Origin of the sequence: Paenibacillus konkukensis (assembly GCF_023523925.1) — a bacterium.
Classification (GTDB): Bacteria; Bacillota; Bacilli; order Paenibacillales; family NBRC-103111; genus Paenibacillus_S; species Paenibacillus_S doosanensis.
On record NZ_CP027059.1, the window covers coordinates 18,268 to 35,201 of the forward strand.

Annotated in this window: 13 protein-coding genes and 1 pseudogene; all 14 read left to right on the top strand. The window is 57.3% G+C overall.

Annotated features, from left to right (window positions below; translation table 11 throughout):
• Positions 1-194: 194 nt before the first annotated feature.
• The 14 genes and pseudogenes from SK3146_RS00075 (at position 195) to SK3146_RS00130 (ending at position 16,915) form a co-directional block, all read left to right on the top strand.
• Positions 195-2,207: a preprotein translocase subunit SecA gene (locus SK3146_RS00075; RefSeq protein ID WP_249863140.1), complete on the top strand. Its 2,013-nt coding sequence runs from the start codon at positions 195-197 to the stop codon at positions 2,205-2,207.
• A 209-nt stretch (positions 2,208-2,416) separates the two neighbouring features.
• Positions 2,417-2,722 (top strand): hypothetical protein, encoded by a 306-nt coding sequence (locus tag SK3146_RS00080; RefSeq protein ID WP_249863141.1) that lies wholly within the window; start codon positions 2,417-2,419, stop codon positions 2,720-2,722.
• Between the two features lie 32 nt (positions 2,723-2,754).
• Positions 2,755-4,134 carry a DUF1254 domain-containing protein gene (locus SK3146_RS00085; protein ID WP_249863142.1) on the top strand — a complete coding sequence of 460 codons (1,380 nt, stop codon included), beginning with the start codon at positions 2,755-2,757 and terminating at the stop codon, positions 4,132-4,134.
• 92 nt (positions 4,135-4,226) lie between these two features.
• Positions 4,227-6,728 carry a WG repeat-containing protein gene (locus tag SK3146_RS00090; RefSeq protein ID WP_349655181.1) on the top strand — a complete coding sequence of 834 codons (2,502 nt, stop codon included), beginning with the start codon at positions 4,227-4,229 and terminating at the stop codon, positions 6,726-6,728.
• Between the two features lie 159 nt (positions 6,729-6,887).
• Positions 6,888-8,459: an FAD-dependent oxidoreductase gene (locus tag SK3146_RS00095; RefSeq protein WP_249863143.1), complete on the top strand. Its 1,572-nt coding sequence runs from the start codon at positions 6,888-6,890 to the stop codon at positions 8,457-8,459.
• Between the two features lie 116 nt (positions 8,460-8,575).
• Entirely contained in the window at positions 8,576-8,968 is a 393-nt protein-coding gene (locus SK3146_RS00100; protein WP_249863144.1) for an acyl-CoA thioesterase, read from the top strand.
• Between the two features lie 173 nt (positions 8,969-9,141).
• Positions 9,142-9,792: an AraC family transcriptional regulator gene (locus SK3146_RS35100; RefSeq protein WP_349655182.1), complete on the top strand. Its 651-nt coding sequence runs from the start codon at positions 9,142-9,144 to the stop codon at positions 9,790-9,792.
• Positions 9,720-10,166 carry a helix-turn-helix transcriptional regulator gene (locus SK3146_RS35105; protein ID WP_349655183.1) on the top strand — a complete coding sequence of 149 codons (447 nt, stop codon included), beginning with the start codon at positions 9,720-9,722 and terminating at the stop codon, positions 10,164-10,166. Before SK3146_RS35100 ends, SK3146_RS35105 begins: the two co-directional genes overlap by 73 nt.
• Positions 10,167-10,350: 184 nt before the next feature.
• Positions 10,351-11,328, top strand: a complete 978-nt coding sequence (locus SK3146_RS00110) for an ABC transporter substrate-binding protein (RefSeq protein ID WP_249863145.1) — start codon at positions 10,351-10,353, stop codon at positions 11,326-11,328.
• Positions 11,329-11,347: 19 nt separating this feature from the next.
• Positions 11,348-12,211: a helix-turn-helix domain-containing protein gene (locus tag SK3146_RS00115; protein ID WP_249863146.1), complete on the top strand. Its 864-nt coding sequence runs from the start codon at positions 11,348-11,350 to the stop codon at positions 12,209-12,211.
• A 45-nt stretch (positions 12,212-12,256) separates the two neighbouring features.
• Complete coding sequence (locus SK3146_RS35230; protein ID WP_434006850.1) at positions 12,257-12,352, top strand: helix-turn-helix transcriptional regulator; 96 nt, start codon at positions 12,257-12,259, stop codon at positions 12,350-12,352.
• Between the two features lie 307 nt (positions 12,353-12,659).
• Positions 12,660-14,459: pseudogene (locus SK3146_RS00120) on the top strand (ABC transporter ATP-binding protein); the annotation flags it as partial.
• 11 nt (positions 14,460-14,470) lie between these two features.
• Positions 14,471-16,234 (top strand): ABC transporter ATP-binding protein, encoded by a 1,764-nt coding sequence (locus tag SK3146_RS00125; protein ID WP_249863147.1) that lies wholly within the window; start codon positions 14,471-14,473, stop codon positions 16,232-16,234.
• A gap of 156 nt (positions 16,235-16,390) precedes the next feature.
• On the top strand, positions 16,391-16,915 hold the full coding sequence (locus tag SK3146_RS00130; protein WP_249863148.1) for a hypothetical protein: 525 nt from the start codon (positions 16,391-16,393) through the stop codon (positions 16,913-16,915).
• The last annotated feature ends 19 nt before the right edge of the window (positions 16,916-16,934 follow it).

Here is a 16,934-nt window from a genome sequence, read left to right on the forward strand (position 1 = left end):
CGCGAACCCAAGGTTTAACGAAACAGCAAAACAAGAATGGCGGCCGCCTCAGATTATAGGTCTGAGAAGCGGCCGCCATTTCGTTATCCGCTCGCTTCTCTAGTTTCAGAATTTGTTTAGAAACGGTTGTTATAATGAAAAGCAGACCGCAATATCAGGCAGATCAATAAGTAGAAAGTAGAGATGGTTTTTTCATGCGAGCATGGGTTAGACAGACAGCGGGGTTAAAAAAGGAAAAAATCGACGATCATCTGGACCGGATTCACGAGCAGCAGCTTCGTTTGAAAATCGTCAACGACAGAGGATTGTCTCAGCTCGTGACCGGTCTCAGGGCCGTGCTTCCCGACAGCAGGGCTGTGTTGGAGAACAAATACGTTCTGTTCGCTTCGATCCAGGAAGCGATGCGCAGAGTATGGCAAACCGAGCTGCAGGAGCAGCAGCTGGCCGCAGGCTGGATGCTGTCCCTGGGTTACTGCGCCGAGCTTCCCGCGGGAATGAACAGAGCGCTCACGGCGACCCTTCCCGCTTCATGGTATTCTTTGTTGAACTGCGGCGTCCATGTCATGTCGGAAAGCGAGTGCGCGGCAAAGCGGGATTATGCTCAGGCGAGCCCGGTTTATGAACTGCTCGGGTTGACGGCGGGTCTGAACGGCAAGGAGCTGTCCCCGGCGGATAAGAAGAACGCATACAGGCAAAGCATGACGTACGGAGACTGGCGCCAGTTCGGACTTGATTATTTGCGCGATCATCTGTCGCTTACGCTGCTCGGGCGCGTGCAGCGGCCGCCCGCTTTTGCGATTATTCACGAAGCGGACGCGGTTCTGCTCGACGAGGCGCTCACGCCCGTTACGGTCACGGAGGCGTCCCCGGAGGAAAGCCCGTCCGCGATCCGGGCGGAAATGACCGCTTATCAATATATTACGCAGTATAAAAAGGCGACCGGACTGACAGGGCCGCTCGGAGAGGGAACGGAAGAGATCAGCGGCTGGTACAAGCTGAGCTGCGTCGCCATTCCGTCCGAGTCCGGCTGCAGGATGGAGGAAGATCCCGAGCGGATCTTCGTGACTGCGCAGGAGAAGCGCTCCGCGCTTGTGGAGGAAGTCGCCGGGCGCCACGCCAGCGGACAGCCGGTGCTGATCGGGATCGCTACGCTGAGCGAAGCGGTGCTGCTGGCTGAGCGGCTGCGAGAAGCGGAGCTCCCGTTCGCAGCGCTCTATCCTTCCGGCGCTGCCGATAATGCGGCATGGCTTAAGACTGCCGTCAGGGAGGGCGCGATTACGCTGGCAGCCAGCGAGGCGGTCGGAGGTATCGCCGCGGCCCCGGAGGAGGAAGCGGACGCCCCGGCGGGCGGTTTATTCGTCATAGCCGCTGAAATGCATGCAAGCGCCAGAACGCTGCAGAGGCTGAAGTCCTGTTCGGGTGGACCGGATACTCCCGGGCGATTCTGCAAGTTTCTGTCGCTCGAAGACGCGCTGATCGAAGAGCGGGCCGAGGAGGAAAGAGAGATGTACAAGCAATCGCGCAAACCGATCCGCAAAGCGGAGAAGGAAATCCGGCAATTATTCGACCGGCTTCATGCCAGTTTGCATCATGCTTCCGGGCGTTCGCGCAGCCGTCAAATATGGTTCGACGAAGTGGTCCGTGAGCAGATGCAGACCGTCTACTCCGTTCGCGACGAGCTGTGGCTCAAGGAGCGAGTGCTTCCGTTGCTCGACCGGTATGTTCAGTTCGGCATATCGGAGATGAAGCGGCTCGGTTCCCATTCCGTTCAGAAGGATTTGGAGCATCTGCGCAAGCTGGTTGAACGGAGCGGTTCGCCTACCCCCGAAGATCGAAGAGGGGCGCTGCACGGGGTACCGGGCCTCTTGCAGATATGGGGAGACATCTGGCATGCGGTGACCGCCGATCCCGCCGCCGCAGAGCGTCTTCCCCTGTGGCGGCAGACGTATATGGACATGCTCGACCGCTATTGGGCCGAGCATCTCGATCAAATGAAGGATGTGCGGTGGAGCGTTGAGCAGCATGTGTACGGCAAGGAAGACCCTGCGGCTGTTTTCCAGCATGCTGCCTACACGTTGTTTCAGCAGATGGAGACGGCTCGCCGCAAGTGCTTCATCACCTGGCTGCTGCGCGAGGAGCTGCCTTCTTTTCTGCTCTCCGCGAAGTCGGAGGAGCCTGTGCCTGCGCTGGAACGCTCCCGCCGCTAAAAAAACGGCGATAAAGCAAAATCGCTAAGCGAGCACAAGCTGGTGAAGAGCAACCGTTCGCCGTATGGGTATAAGTCAGTGTCCAGCCTCCTGCGCATTAGGCGGTCTTATGCGGTTCAAATGACGCTTCGCCAACTCACCAACCCATTTCAACCGGCGTATGATGAGAAGGAACCATCGAGGTCATTTTGAATCAAAGGAGAGTCGCTATGAACGTACGTCTCATTCTGTTCACCCTTGCTCCCGGCAGCAAAGAGTCGGCGGAGAAGCTGTTCGACGAATTGAACGTCATTTCGCGCAAGCAAAAAGGATTCCGGGGCAACGTCTATTTTTCCGACGATTCCAAAGGGGAGTATGGAGCCATTAATTATTGGAATTCCGCCATGGACGCCGATGCCGCCAGCTTGATTCTCGGTCCGATGTTCGAGCAAAAGGTCGAGCCGGCGGTTCAAGAGACGCCCGTCGTCAAAATATTCGAGGTGTACGATCCGCTGGAAAAAAATCCGGTGAATTGATCCGGACGAAGAGCGGAGGCGAATGCACAAGTATGTTGACGAACTGGCAAAGACAAGTTGCGGCAGCCCATCCGGCGCCGCCGGCGCACCCCCAGGATGAAGCGCTGTCCCAGGAATCGCTGGATTCGATGGCCGTGGACGCATATATTTACGGCTTCCCGCCGGTGCTCATGGACGTGACGCGAAGAGCGGGAGCGGTCAGTACGGCAGAGAAAAATCGGTTTGTTCACCAAAAGGAACCGGCTTCCCCTAAATTTACGCAAGTGGTGCGGCCCAATGTCGATACGCTGTATTCGTCCGCCTGGCTGGAACTGGAGGGAGGGCCGATGCTGCTGCACGTCCCGAATATGAAGGGTCGTTATTACATGCTGTCGATGCTCGACGCCTGGTCGAATGTGTTCGCTTCGATAGGCTCCCGCACGACGGGCGGCGGGGAGCAGTACTTCGTCATAGCGGGACCGGGAGGGAAGGATCGGCTTCCGCCGAATATTCCCGTCATCCAGGCGCCGACCGGGACCGTCTGGATCATCGGGCGCATCCAGACGAACGGTCCGCAAGATGCCCCGGAGGTTCACGCGCTGCAGCAGCAGCTTGATATCGTCCGGCTGCAGCATTCCGCGATCTCGCATCCTGCGACCGAGGGGCATATGATTATAAGCCGTCATCCGCCCAAAGAGCTGGTGGCATCGATGGATGCCGCATCGTTTTTCAACCTGATGATGTCCGTTATGGATCGAAATCCCCCGTATCCGGCTATTCAGACGGCACAGATGACATCGAAGCTGGCGGCGCTGGGGCTTGTTCCTTCGCCCGATTTTCACATGAGCCGTCTTGACCCGGCAAGGCAGCAGGCGCTGCGCCGCGCGGCGGAGAAAGCGCCCGAAGCGTTGGAGGAAGCGGCCCGCAAATGGGTGAAGCAGAGTCAGACCGGCGGCTGGAGCATGCCGCTGAGCGCTATAGGCACTTACGGAACGGATTATTTGGCCCGGGCGGTGGCGGCGGATCAGATTTTCGGCGCGAACGTGCCGCAGGATGCGGTATACGCTTTCAGTTTTATCGACGGCAGCGGCAATCCGCTCAACGGAAACAACCAATATACGATGCGCTTCGAAAGCGCAGAGCTCCCTCCGGTATCCGCCTTCTGGTCGCTAACCCTATATAACGAGCAGGGCTTTCTCGTCAAAAACGGCATCGGGCGCTACGCCTTGAGCCCGCATCTCGGCAGCCTCCGGTACAATACGGACGGGGCGCTTGAGCTGTACATCCAACATGCGGAGCCTGAAGCGGATATGAAATCCAACTGGCTGCCTGCGCCTAAGGGGCCGTTCAATTTGCTGCTGCGCCTTTATTGGCCGCAAGCTTCGGTATTAAGCGGACAATGGCATGCGCCGCCGGTTTCCCGCAGCTTTTAGAAGTTTGGGCCCGCTTGTCGCCGCTCCAATGCATATATCCCCCATACCCGCATACTATTAGCAGAAATACGGGAAATTTGCAGAGGGGTGCCATGATGAACGCGAACGAGAAGCAAATCGAACAGCTCGTCAGAGCGTACTTGCCGCAAGGCGCCGAGCTTGTGACGACCCAACGCTCCTATCCTCTTCCTGCGATATGCGCTGCGGATTTGGACGGAGACAAGATGCAGGAAATATCCGCGGTATACCGTCTGGATCATGAACTGCATCTTTTGGCGTTGAAATATTTGGGTTACGGCTGGGGAGCGGCCGACGACGTCGCTCTTCCGTACAGCCGGGTCAGCGTTCTGACCGCCGCTCCGGTGCTGAGTCTGGACCGAAGCAATTTGATCGTCGGCTGGCAGGAAGAGCCCGATTCGGATCTATCCAGGCTTTCCGTCTACGAATGGACGGAGGAAGGGCTGAAGGATACCGCCGGCAAAGACGTCTATTTCAGCTTCATGGAAGTGATGACGACGCCCGAGAGGGACGGACAGCCCTCGCTTGCTGATTTGGCGCTCTGGATACGCGACAGCGAGGAAGCGTACAGAGTGGATATCATTCGGTGGAGGCGGGGACAGCGGATATCGGCGGTGGACAAATACCCGCTTTATTATCCGAAGGTTGTCCGCTATTACGAACAATTGGTCCGCAAGCAGCCGGATCATCCGCTGTATTGGTATTACTTGGCGGAAGCCCAGCACTGGACCGGAATGACCGAGGCGGCCCTCGTCTCGGCAGATCGCGCTTATCGGCTGGGAGGTGCGGCCGTCGCCGGAGAAAAACTGCAGCAGCTTGACCGGGATATCCGGCTTCAGCTGGAAGCGTACAGGCAGACTCGGCGGATCGAACGGTTTCCGGTTTCGTACAAGACGATTCACGGGACGAAATGGGGATATATCGACGGTCTGGGGGCTACTGCGATTCCGGTGCAGTACGACTATGCCTCCGATTTTCAAGAGAACGGCTTGGGACGCGTGCAGATGCGCGGCCATAGCGGGGTTATCAATGCTGCCGGGCAATACGTCGTGCAGCCGATCTACGATTCGATCGGCGAGTTCTCCGAAGGACGGTCGGTTGTCATCGACAGCCAGGGCTTCAAGCTGATGGACGAATCCGGGCGCATCGTCACGAAGAAGGCTTACTCATATATCGCCTCGATGCAGAACGGCCGGGCGATGTTTACGCATGTGCCGCAGGCGGGCGTCGAGGCAAGTACATACGGTTATTTGGATGCCCAAGGCAATGAAGTAATTCCCGCGCAGTTTCAGGATGCGGGGGATTTCTACCGCAACAAGGCGGTCGTCAAAATCCGCGATAACGAGTATGCCTTGATCGGGCTGAACGGCAACCGGATTGCGACGTATCCTTACGCATTCGTCGGAGGGCTGGGGGACGGCCTGCTTCCGTTTCAGCAGACGGTCAACGGCAAATACGGCTATATCGACGAGCAGGGCCGGGTCGTCCTCCAGCCGGCTTATACCGGAGCGCTGCCATTCCAGGAAGGGCGCGCGGTCGTCAATACGGGGGAGAACTACACCGCCCGCTACGGCGTGATCGATAAGCAAGGGCGCTTTGTCGTCCAGCCCGGCTACAACGACATTCGTCAGCCCGGCGAGGGGAGGCTGGCGCTCGGCAAGGCGATCGATCCCAACCGGACTTTTATTGGTTCGATCTATGCAATGGCCGATTTGAACGGCCGGATGCTGACCGACTTCCGTTACTACGACGTGGAAGATTATCATCAAGGACTTGCTTCCGTATACGACCGGAACCAGACGTTCTTCATCGACCGCAGCGGACATGCGGCGCAGGGCTACCCGCGCCTGAACGGCAGCGGCACCGTCTCGCTTCAGGACGATCTGATCCAGGCGAACGTAGACCGCAGATTGTCGTACTTGAACCGCGCGGGGCAAGTGATTTGGCGGACGAATACCGTTATTCCGTTAAGGGAGCCTTACCGGGTACGGGAGGAGAAGTATAAACCGAATAAAGATTATCTGGTTTATTACCCTCAGGTGGAAGGAATGGGCGATCAGCATGCCCAGCAGAAGGTTAACGCGAGACTGAAGCAGCTGGCTCAGGTGAAGCCGGTTCCTGCGCATACGCAGCTGGATGCTTCTTTTAACGGCGATTTCGATGTGGCGTTCTTCCGCAAAAATCTGCTCGTGCTTGAGATCAACGGCTACAATTTCCCGTTTGGGGCCGCCCACGGCATGCCGACAAAAGTATATTCGCATATCAATCTGACCGACGGCGCGATATACGATTTGAAAGATTTGTTCAAACCGGGCAGTCCGTATGTGGAGGTGCTCAGCGGAATCGTCGGCAGGCAGATTAAGGAAGACCCGCAGTACTCCTATGTATTTCCCGATACGTATAAAGGCATCAAACCGGATCAGCCGTTTTATGTCACCGAGCACGCTCTGCATCTTTACTTCCAGCCTTATGATATCGCTCCGTATGTCGCCGGCTTCCCGACGTTCACGATTCCGTTCAGCGAGATTATGGATATGATCGCGGTTAACGGCTCCTTCTGGAGATCGTTCCACTGAAGCACTTCAAGTCCGGGGAGCACGGCGCGGCGGCCGCAGAGCCCCGGATTTGGCTTCGAATTCATCCGGACTTCGGACTTGTGCAACCTTTACCCGACTGCTTGCGTCTAAAAATAAGGAAGGATGAAATAACCAAAATTGGGATAAGGAGGAGTTGTGATGAACAGTGAAGTACATGTCGACATCGCGATCATCGGAGGCGGCGTCGGCGGCTGCGCGGCCGCTTTAGCGGCCTGCAGCATGGGCAAGAGGGTGTATCTGACCGAGGAATATCATTGGATCGGCGGTCAGTTCACGAGCCAGGCCGTACCGCCGGACGAGCATAAATGGATCGAGCAGTTCGGCTGCACCCGAAGCTACCGGTTGTTTCGCGAGCATGTGAGAAGCTATTATCGACAATATTTTCCCTTGTCCGATTCCGGCCGGGCAGCCTTCTATCTGAACCCCGGCAACGGGGGAGTCAGCCGGCTTTGCGCCGAACCCCGCATTATGTTGGCCGTGCTGCAGCTTATGCTCATTCCTTACCTTAACAACGGCTTGCTGACGATTCAAACCTTAAGTAAAATCGTCAAAGCCGAGACCGACGGCGACGCTATCCGGTCCGTGACGGTCCGCAGCGGCTGCGGCGACAAGCTGACGATCCATGCGCCGTATTTCCTGGACGCGACGGAATGCGGCGACATGCTTCCGCTCGCCGGGGTCGAGTATGTCACGGGGGCGGAAGCGAAGATCCAGACCGGCGAGCCGCATGCGTTGGACGGGAAACCCGATCCCCGGGATATTCAGGGGTTCACGTACTGCTTCGCGATGGATTATTTCGAAGGAGAAAACCATACGATAGACAAGCCCAGAGATTATCATTTCTGGCGAACGCACCAGCCCGACATATGGCCGAATCCGCAGCTGAGCTGGATATCGCCCGATCCCCGGACCTTGGAGCCGACCGAAGAAACGCTGTTTCCGGGCACGGATAAATATCCGCTGTTCAATTATCGGCGTGTAACGGATAAAAGCAATTTTGTTTCCGGAACGTACTTATCGGATATTACGCTGGTCAACTGGGCGCAGAACGATTATTTTCGCGGCAACATTTACGATGTGCCGGCAGAAGAGAGGAAGAAGCATCTGGAGGCGGCCAAGCAGCTGAGCTATTCGCTGCTGTACTGGCTTCAGACCGAGGCTCCGCGGCCGGACGGGAAGCTCGGTTATCCCGGGCTGCGGCTGCGGCCCGATGTCGTGGGCAGCGAGGACGGGATGGCTCAGGCCCCGTACATTCGAGAATCAAGACGCATCCAGGCGGAATTCACCGTACTGGAGCAGCATGTAAGCACGGAGGCCCGCGGCGAGCTTGGAGCCGAGCCGTTCCACGATACGGTCGGCATCGGCTGCTATCGGATCGATCTGCATCCGAGCATGAGCGGACGCAGCTTCCTCGATATTTCGTCCGTACCGTTCCAGATACCGCTCGGCAGCCTCATTCCGAAAAGAGTGGACAACCTGCTGGCGGCATGCAAAAATATCGGGACGACCCACATCACGAACGGCTGCTACAGGCTCCATCCCGTGGAGTGGAATATCGGCGAAGCGGCCGGTTATACGGCGGCCTATTGCCTGGATAACGGATACACGCCGCGAGAGGTGCGCGCGGACTCCGGCAAATTGGAGGGGCTGCAGCAGCTGTTGACGGCCAAAGGAATCGAGCTTGCGTGGCCCAAGGTCGGACCGGTGTGAGGGAGGCTTTCGGCTGCGACTTTCCGTTTCGGCTCCGTTCGCAGTACAATAAGACAGGTAGGCGGCCGAACGGTCGAATACTACTCAACTATCAAGTCTCGAAGGAGCAGAGAGCGATGAAGGTCAGTCTGGAAATCATAGTCCGCTCTACGGAAATCGATGTAAACGGACATGTCAACAACGCCAAGTATTTGGAATATTTGGAGTGGGGGCGCGAGGAATGGTACGATACGGCCGGGCTGCATTATGAGGTGCTTAAGGAGCTCGGCGTTCAGACGGTGACGGTCAATATTAATATCAATTACCGCAAAGAATGCAGGCAAGGGGACAAACTGACTATCGTTACGGTTCCCGAGAAAATAGGAAGGACGAGCTTCGTCCTGAAGCAGGAGCTTTATAATCAGCATCAGGAGCTGTGCGCGGATGCCGCCGTGACGATAGTGACGATCGGGGTCGAATCGCGCAAAAGCAGCGAGGTTCCGGAAGGGCTGCGCAAGCTTTTCGCTTAGAAAGTCAGACGGAAAGGCACTGAAAAGACATCGTTCGATCAAGCTGAAGTTCAGCTTGCGAAGATGTCTTTTTTACCGTTAAGGCAAATCGATTTCTAGTCAAACCGAAATGGATTCGATATAATGAAAAAGAATGAGAATCATTCTCAAATAAAAACCTGGAGTGAACCCTATTGGAGCAAACTGCGGATTTTCATCATAATTTTAACCGCTTTTTTGACAGCCTCGGGCTGCAGCGCCGTCATACCGGCCGCACGGAAACGATGCCGATTGCCCCGAAACTCGGAGAGGGGGCGATATACCGCTATGTGCCCCGCTGCGATATGGAGCTGATCGTCTCCGATTATACGTTGCATCAGGACCATACGCTTCAGCTCCAGACGGATTCGCCCATGGTCGAGCTGAGCTATTGCTTTCAAGGGGAGCGGACCGCCCATATTACCGGAGAGCGCTACGAATATGCGCAGGACAGCTGCATACTGCAATTTGTCGATTCCGCCGAGGCACGCTTCGAATTTGGCGCCGGCGTCCCGTTTTCGATGGTAGGAATCGGCATTCCGGCTGCGACCTTCCATCATTTTATCGATGGAGCGGACCGAGGCAGGACGCTCGATTTCGGGCGAATTACGGGTGGCGGCTCGTACAGGATGTTCAGCGGGCCGATCGAGCCAACGCCTGCGGTCGTGCTCAGACGGCTGCTGCAAGCGGTGAGCGCGGGGAGACTCGGAACCTCGAACTGGAGATCCGCATATTGGAGCTGTTATCGTCGGCGTTCGGCCGCTTTTTGTTCGACGGCAAAGAGGAGGCGCAAGCCGCGGGTCTGACCAAGACCGATATGGCAAAAATCCGGCAAGCCCGCGACATTTTGCTGCGCCGCATGACCGAACCCCCGAAGCTGCTTGAGCTTGCCCGCATGATCGGCATGAACGATTTCAAGCTGAAAGCCGGCTTCAAAGAGATGTTCGGCACGACCTTGTTCGGTTATTTACGGGAAAAACGGCTGGAAAAAGCTTATTATTTGCTGCAGCAAGAATCGATGAGCGTAACCGAAGCGTGCTGCGAGGTAGGGTATTCCAATCCGAGCTATTTTGCCGAGGCATTCCGGGAAAAGTATGGAATCAACCCTGGCGCTTTCGTCCGGCGGCGTCACTGCGGCGAAGGCTCTCCAAGCAGACCGGATTTTCCTTCCGTACGATAAGCGCGGCTCCGTATAACCGTCACGGCTCTCCCTCCAGCGGTAGAACGCTTCAGGCGCAACGTAGTAAGCTAATAAAGCCGTCTTGAATGAGAACTATTCTCGATTGCGGCGTTTCGCTTGCTGTGAACCGGGCGCGAACCCGCTGCAACAGCGGTGATAACATACAGAAGGAGCTGCGTGAACAATGCGGGGGAAAAGAACGAAATGGAGCGGCTTGACGGCGGTTATAATCGCCGCAGGTTTGGCGGCAGGCTGCGACGGAAGCGGCGTCCGCGATACGGGGGCCATGGCCGATCGGGAGGTCTCGGCGCCGAATTCGGAAGCGTCTGCCGATTCTTTTGCAAGGACTATTCACCATCTGAACGGAGATACGAAGATCGCCCAAAGACCGGTCAACATCGCCGTGCCTTACGTCGGCTTCGTCGATTATTTGGCGGTGCTTGATACGTACCCGGTCGCGGCGCAGGGAATGACGGCCGTAAGCCGTAACTTTCCCAATCTGAACAAACGGCTGGCCGGCCATTCCATTATGGATCTCGGTATGGAGGTCGATATGGAGAAGCTGCTGGCATCGCAGCCGGATATCATTATAGCCGCCGACGATATGTCGGACAAGTACGAGCAGCTGAGCCGGATCGCGCCTACGGTCGTACTGCCGCAGGCGGGAGAATGGCGGGAGACATTGAAGCAGATCGCCCGAGTGATCGGTCAAGAAGCCAAGGCCGACGACGTGCTTGCCGAATTCGACCGCAAGTCGGAGCAGTATAGAGCGAAGCTCGCTTTCCGCAGCGACCAGTCGGTGCTGTTCGTCATGTACAACGGCAAAGAGCAGTTCGTCAGCTGGCCCGAGGAGCGTTTCGAGCCTTTTTACCGCGGGCTTGGATTGAAACCGGTTCCCGGCGCTGCGAAGGGCGGGACGTTATCCCTCGAAAGCTTGTCTTCGCTCCGGCCCGACCATCTGTTCGTCATTAACAATTGGTCGAATCCGATCCAAGGCGGCGTCAAGGAGGCGCTAAAGGACAACAAAGTATGGAACAGCATCGAGGCGGTTAAAAACGACCGAGTCTATTATTTGAGCGATCCGTCGATCGCAGGTCCTATGGCACTGGCCAAAATCGACGGGATCGAAGAAATCGTAAACGCTATGGGAAAACCGGATTAAAGACAGGAGGCGAAAAGCCATGAGCGCCGCAGTAACTCATTCCATCTACGATAGCTATTTCGACGCATTGTCGCTGCCCCGTTTGTCGGACGAGGCGATGCAGCGGATAGCCGTCGGCACCCGTGTCGGCGAAGGCTATATGAATTGGCAGGTGACGCGTTCGGGGCTGATCGTCATAGAATCGGACTGCCGTTTTAGCAGCGACCGCACGATAGAGCTGCAATCGGACGCCTCTATGATGGAGCTGAGCTTTTGCATGCAGGGAGAAGGGGAGTTCGAGGTTTCGGGAGCGAGGCACGATATTCGGCCGGGCAGCTGTTCTCTTCATTTGATGAGCAATTTCGAAGCTTCTTTTCTGTACAAAAAAGGAAAGGCCGTTCAAAGCTTGGCCATCGGCATCCCGGTGCCGCTGTTCGACGACTACATGAAGCAGGCGGTTTCCGGATTTCCCGGCCCCAGGGGACAAGTTTCCTTTGCCGGGCTGCTCGGCTCCTCCGCTTTCCGAACTTTTCGGACCGCGCTTGGGGAGCGGACGCTGGCCATCCTTCGTCAGCTTAAGGATTGCCCCTATTCGAATGCGATGCGCAGCATGTATGTCGAGAGCAAAGCTTTGGAGCTGCTTGCTTTCTATTTGCAAGCTTTTTTATTCGAGCGTCCCGCGGATTCTCCTTCCTCGCGCCAAGCGGCATTATCGAAAAGCGACAGGGAAAAGGTGCGGCAGGCGAAGGAGACGCTGATCGGCAGGATGGCGCATCCTCCTTCGCTTATCGAGCTGTCGCGTATGGTCGGTCTGAACGATTACAAGCTGAAGATCGGCTTCAAGGAAGAGTATGGAAAAAGCGCCTTCGCCTATTTGCGCGACAAACGATTGGAAAAGGCCTGAGATCTTCTGCTCTCCGGGCGTCTTCGCGTCAGCGAAGCGGCAGGTATGGTAGGATACACCAATTTTAGTCATTTTGCCGAAATATTCCGCGAACGGTACGGGATCAATCCTTCCGATCTGGTCCGCGGTTATTACGAGTAATCTCATAAATGATCCGTCAAACCGCAATGCGATCTGCCGCGCGGTAGCGGCTTCCCCGTCAGATCAAGTATGCTCTGTTATGTTCAAATGAGAACCATTATCGATCGAACGAGAGGGGATACCATGTGCAGCTTGGAACATGCTGGAAGGTTTGTTCGGCCGTCGTGCTGCTCGTTTCATTGTTCGGCTGCGCGCCGAAAGGAGGCGGGAGGGGGTGACGCTCCGCTGATGCGAACCGTCATCGATGCCAAAGGTCGTGTGGAAATACCGCTCCAACGGATGCGAGGATAAGAAGGGGATGATGCAGATGAACCATCGAAAGACGGGGATGGCCAGACTTCTGGATATTGCAGGAGAACGACGGGGGCTGCTGATCTGCTCCGGCATACTCTCTGCCCTAAGCGCGCTGCTGATGCTACTGCCGTACGTTTCCGTTTATTTTATCTTGAAGGAGCTGCTGGAGCATGCCGCCCGGCCGGAGGCTGCGGACGGAGAGCGGATGATCCGCTGGGGCGTCGCCGCTTTGCTTTCTTTGATCGGAAGCTTGCTCATGATGTACGGGGGCGGCCTATCGGCGCATATCGCGGCGTTCCGGATATTGTTCGGGCTTCGCGTCAAGCTGGCGGCCCACATTGGACGTCTGCCGCTCGGCTGGCTGAACGGGACGTCGACGGGCGCCGTCAAGAAGACGCTGGAGCATAACGTCGAGAAGGTAGAAACCTTCGTAGCCCATCAGCTGCCCGACCTGATTCACGCCATAGTTACCACGGTCGTCATGATCGGCGTGATGCTGTACTTGAACGTCTGGCTGGCGCTGGCGTGCATTTTGCCGATCGTTCTCGGGTTCGGCATTCAGATGCGGTTGATGTCGGGGGAGAAGACGAAGGAAAACTTAAAGCGGTATTACGATTCGCTGGAGAGAATGAACGGTTCGGCGGTGCAGTACGTCAGAGGGATGCCGGCGGTCAAAGTATTCGGACAGACGGTCCATTCCTTCCGCAAATTTTATGCCGATATGATCAGTTACCGCGATTATTGCCTGAAGTACACCGATCAATTTCAAAACGGTTACCTGCTGTTTAAGGTCACACTCGGTTCTTTCGCCGCTTTCGTTCTTCCTGTCGGCGTATATTTGCTGAGCAGGGAGCCGGGCAACATCGCTTTTGCTTCGGTGCTGCTGTTCTTTCTCGTCATGAGCCCGGGCATATCGGCTCCGATGTTCAAATTGATGTATATGGCCTCTTCCCTGCGCGACATTAACGAAGGGGTGGAGCGGATCGACCGGATATTGGCGGTCGAGCCCGTCAAGGAACCGGAGCAGCCGGCCGTTCCCGAAGCTTACGATGTATCGTTCGACAATGTTTCCTTCAGCTATGCGACGGAAGGAGCCGGCTCCGCCTCGCGTACCGAGGCGCTCTCCGGAATCGCGTTTACCGCTGAGCAGGGCAAGGTAACGGCGCTGGCAGGGCCGTCCGGCTCCGGCAAATCGACGGCGGCCAATCTGATTCCGCGGTTCTGGGACGTGGAGAAGGGGGCGATCCGGATCGGAGGCGTTGATATTAGGGACATGGAGACGAAGGCGCTGATGAACACCGTAGCTTTTGTTTTTCAAGAGACGTTTCTGTTCTACGATACGATCTATAACAATATCGCGGCGGGACGGCCGGATGCCCGCGCGGAGGACGTGATTGCGGCGGCCAAGGCGGCTCAATGCCACGACTTCATCAGCAAGCTGCCTCATGGCTATCAGACGCTGATAGGCGAGGGGGGCGTCTACTTGTCGGGCGGCGAGGAGCAGCGGCTGGCCGTAGCTCGGGCGATCCTGAAGAACGCTCCCGTGCTCGTGCTCGATGAAGCGACGGCCTTCGCCGATCCGGAGAACGAGCGGGAAATGCAGCTGGCGCTTAAAGAATTAATGCAAGACAAGACCGTCATCGTCATCGCTCACCGGCTGTCGACGATTCGGGATGCCGATCAGATTTTAGTGCTGAGCGAAGGGAAGCTGGCGGAGAGAGGCACGCACCCGCAGCTGGTCGCTGCCGAAGGTTTGTATTCCCGAATGTGGCATGCGTACACGGATGCGGCAGAGTGGCAGATTGAAGCCGGAGGTGTCCGGCAATGAGCATGCTGCACTTCATTACGGCGGGCAACCCCCGCAAGCTGATCAAGCCGGTGCTGTATACGCTGCTTGCCAACATAGCGGGCATATTGCCGTTCGCACTGCTGGTGGCGGCGGCGAGACTGATCTTCGCCCCCTTCATGCATCCGGGAGAGCCGCTGCAAACTGCGGCGCTATGGTGGCTGTGCGCGGGCATGGTTCTCGCGCTGCTCCTGCTGTACGGGGCGGAGATTCCCGCCTACCGGTCGCAATTCCGCGAAGCCTACGGCGCCGCCGCGGAGGGGCGCACCAATTTGGCCGAGCATCTGCGGAGGCTGCCGCTCGGCTATTTGAACAAGCGAGATCCCGGCGACCTCGCCAATATGATGATGGGCGACTTCACCATGGTCGAACACGGCATCTCTCATCTGGTGCCGCAGATGATCGGCGCGCTGGTGCTGCCTGTCCTGGCCTTCGCGGGACTGGCGTTCATGGATTGGCGAATGGCGATAGCCATGTTCGCCGCGCTGCCGGTCTCGGCCCTTCTGCTCGCATTCACCTCGCGCTTTCAAAGGCAGCTCGGCGCCCGCCACATGCGCGCCAAGATCGATGCGGCCAACCGGCTGCAGGAATATTTGAACGGCATCCGTGTGATCAAAGCTTATAATATGACCGGGGACAGCTTCGTCCGGCTGGAGATGTCCTTCAAGGAACTGATGCGCCACAGCATCCGGATTGAAGGATTGCTCGGCCCGATTGTGCTGAGCGCTATCGCCTGCCTCAGGGCCGGGCTGACGGTGATGGCGCTGACCGGCGTTCACCTGCTGATGGGCGGGAGTCTGAACTTGACGGTGTTCGTCACGTTCCTGATCATCGGGACGCGGGTATTCGACCCGCTCACGACGGCGCTCGTCAACTATGTCGAGTTTCGCTATCATGAGCAGGCGGGCGAGCGGATCGTCCGTTTGCTCGAACAGCCGGTTATGTCCGGAGAACGGACGCCTCCTTCGAACAAGCATGATGTAGAGCTTCAAAGCGTGACGTTCGGCTATAACGAGAACGTAACTTTACGCAGCGTTAGCGCGCGGATGCCTGAGGGATCGCTTACGGCATTGGTCGGGCCGTCGGGCAGCGGGAAGAGCACGCTGCTGCGGCTTATCGCCCGGTTCTACGATCCTGCGGAGGGAGAAGTGCTGATGGGCGGCGAGAAGGTCAGAGACATGGAGCCGGAAGCGCTATTGAGAAATATATCGATGGTATTCCAGGACGTTTACTTGTTCCAAGATACGATCGGCAACAATATCCGGTTCGGCAAAAGCGATGCAACCCGCGAGGAGCTGGAGGAGGCCGCGAAGCAGGCTTGCTGCCACGAATTTATTATGCGGCTGCCCCAAGGCTACGATACGCCCGTAGGAGAGGGCGGCAGCACGTTATCCGGCGGCGAAAAGCAGCGGATTTCCATCGCCCGCGCCATTCTAAAAGATGCGCCGATCGTCCTGCTGGACGAGGCTACGGCGTCCCTCGACCCTGAGAATGAGGCTGAGATTCAAAAGGCTATCGACCGGTTGATTAAGGGAAGGACCGTCATTGTCATTGCCCATAGGCTGAAGACGATCAAAAAAGCCGACAACATCATCGTGATGGATCAGGGCCGCATCGCCCAGCAAGGCCGGCATGAAGAACTGCTGCTTCAAGACGGTTTGTATGCAAGGCTGTGGCGGCTGCAGCAAGAGACGGGAGGCTGGAGCCTCGCCTCGGAGACGGCCGTGTCCCCGCGCAGGTAGCCCGACAATCGCGCGACAGACGCCGTCTTCCATGAGCTTCCAATTCGCTTTGATTGCGATTGGAAGCTTTTTTTCAAAAAAAATGACAATGTGTACAAGAAGTCCTCATATATTTTTAACCATGAAAGCAGATTCCAAGGAATGGATGTGACCAAGATGAGTGATTTCCCATTCACAGAGCAGGTTGAACGCGGAGTAGGACATTGGGGCGGCCACGGCACTGGAACTACTGGGGGCAGTCATGGAACCGGCCAAGGCGGCAGTCAAGGCGGAGGCTGGGGACAGCATCATCCTAGCGGAGGTTGGGGACAACAGCATCATCCCGGTTGGGGTGGAGGCTGGGGACAGCAGCACCCCGGTTGGGGCGGAGGCTGGGGACAGCAGCAGCCCGGTTGGGGCGGAGGCTGGTGGCAGCACCCCGGCTGGGGCGGAGGCTGGGGACAGCAGCAGCCCGGTTGGGGCGGAGGCTGGGGACAGCAGCAGCCCGGTTGGGGCGGAGGCTGGTGGCAGCACCCCGGCTGGGGCGGAGGCTGGGGACAGCAGCCCGGTTGGGGCGGAGGCTGGGGACAGCAGCCCGGCTGGGGCGGAGGCTGGGGACAGCAGCCCGGCTGGGGCGGAGGCTGGGGACAGCAGCCCGGTTGGGGAGGAAGCTGGGGACAGCAAACTGAGAGGGAAGAATAATTATCGGCAAACCGCGAAT

Coding starts and splice junctions, on each gene's coding strand:
- SK3146_RS35230 (WP_434006850.1), top strand. CDS start 12,257: ATGGTAGGATACACCAATTTTAGTCATTTTGCCGAAATATTCCGCGAA.
- SK3146_RS00075 (WP_249863140.1), top strand. CDS start 195: ATGCGAGCATGGGTTAGACAGACAGCGGGGTTAAAAAAGGAAAAAATC.
- SK3146_RS00130 (WP_249863148.1), top strand. CDS start 16,391: ATGAGTGATTTCCCATTCACAGAGCAGGTTGAACGCGGAGTAGGACAT.
- SK3146_RS00100 (WP_249863144.1), top strand. CDS start 8,576: ATGAAGGTCAGTCTGGAAATCATAGTCCGCTCTACGGAAATCGATGTA.
- SK3146_RS00110 (WP_249863145.1), top strand. CDS start 10,351: ATGCGGGGGAAAAGAACGAAATGGAGCGGCTTGACGGCGGTTATAATC.
- SK3146_RS00095 (WP_249863143.1), top strand. CDS start 6,888: ATGAACAGTGAAGTACATGTCGACATCGCGATCATCGGAGGCGGCGTC.
- SK3146_RS00085 (WP_249863142.1), top strand. CDS start 2,755: ATGTTGACGAACTGGCAAAGACAAGTTGCGGCAGCCCATCCGGCGCCG.
- SK3146_RS00080 (WP_249863141.1), top strand. CDS start 2,417: ATGAACGTACGTCTCATTCTGTTCACCCTTGCTCCCGGCAGCAAAGAG.
- SK3146_RS00090 (WP_349655181.1), top strand. CDS start 4,227: ATGATGAACGCGAACGAGAAGCAAATCGAACAGCTCGTCAGAGCGTAC.
- SK3146_RS00125 (WP_249863147.1), top strand. CDS start 14,471: ATGAGCATGCTGCACTTCATTACGGCGGGCAACCCCCGCAAGCTGATC.
- SK3146_RS00115 (WP_249863146.1), top strand. CDS start 11,348: ATGAGCGCCGCAGTAACTCATTCCATCTACGATAGCTATTTCGACGCA.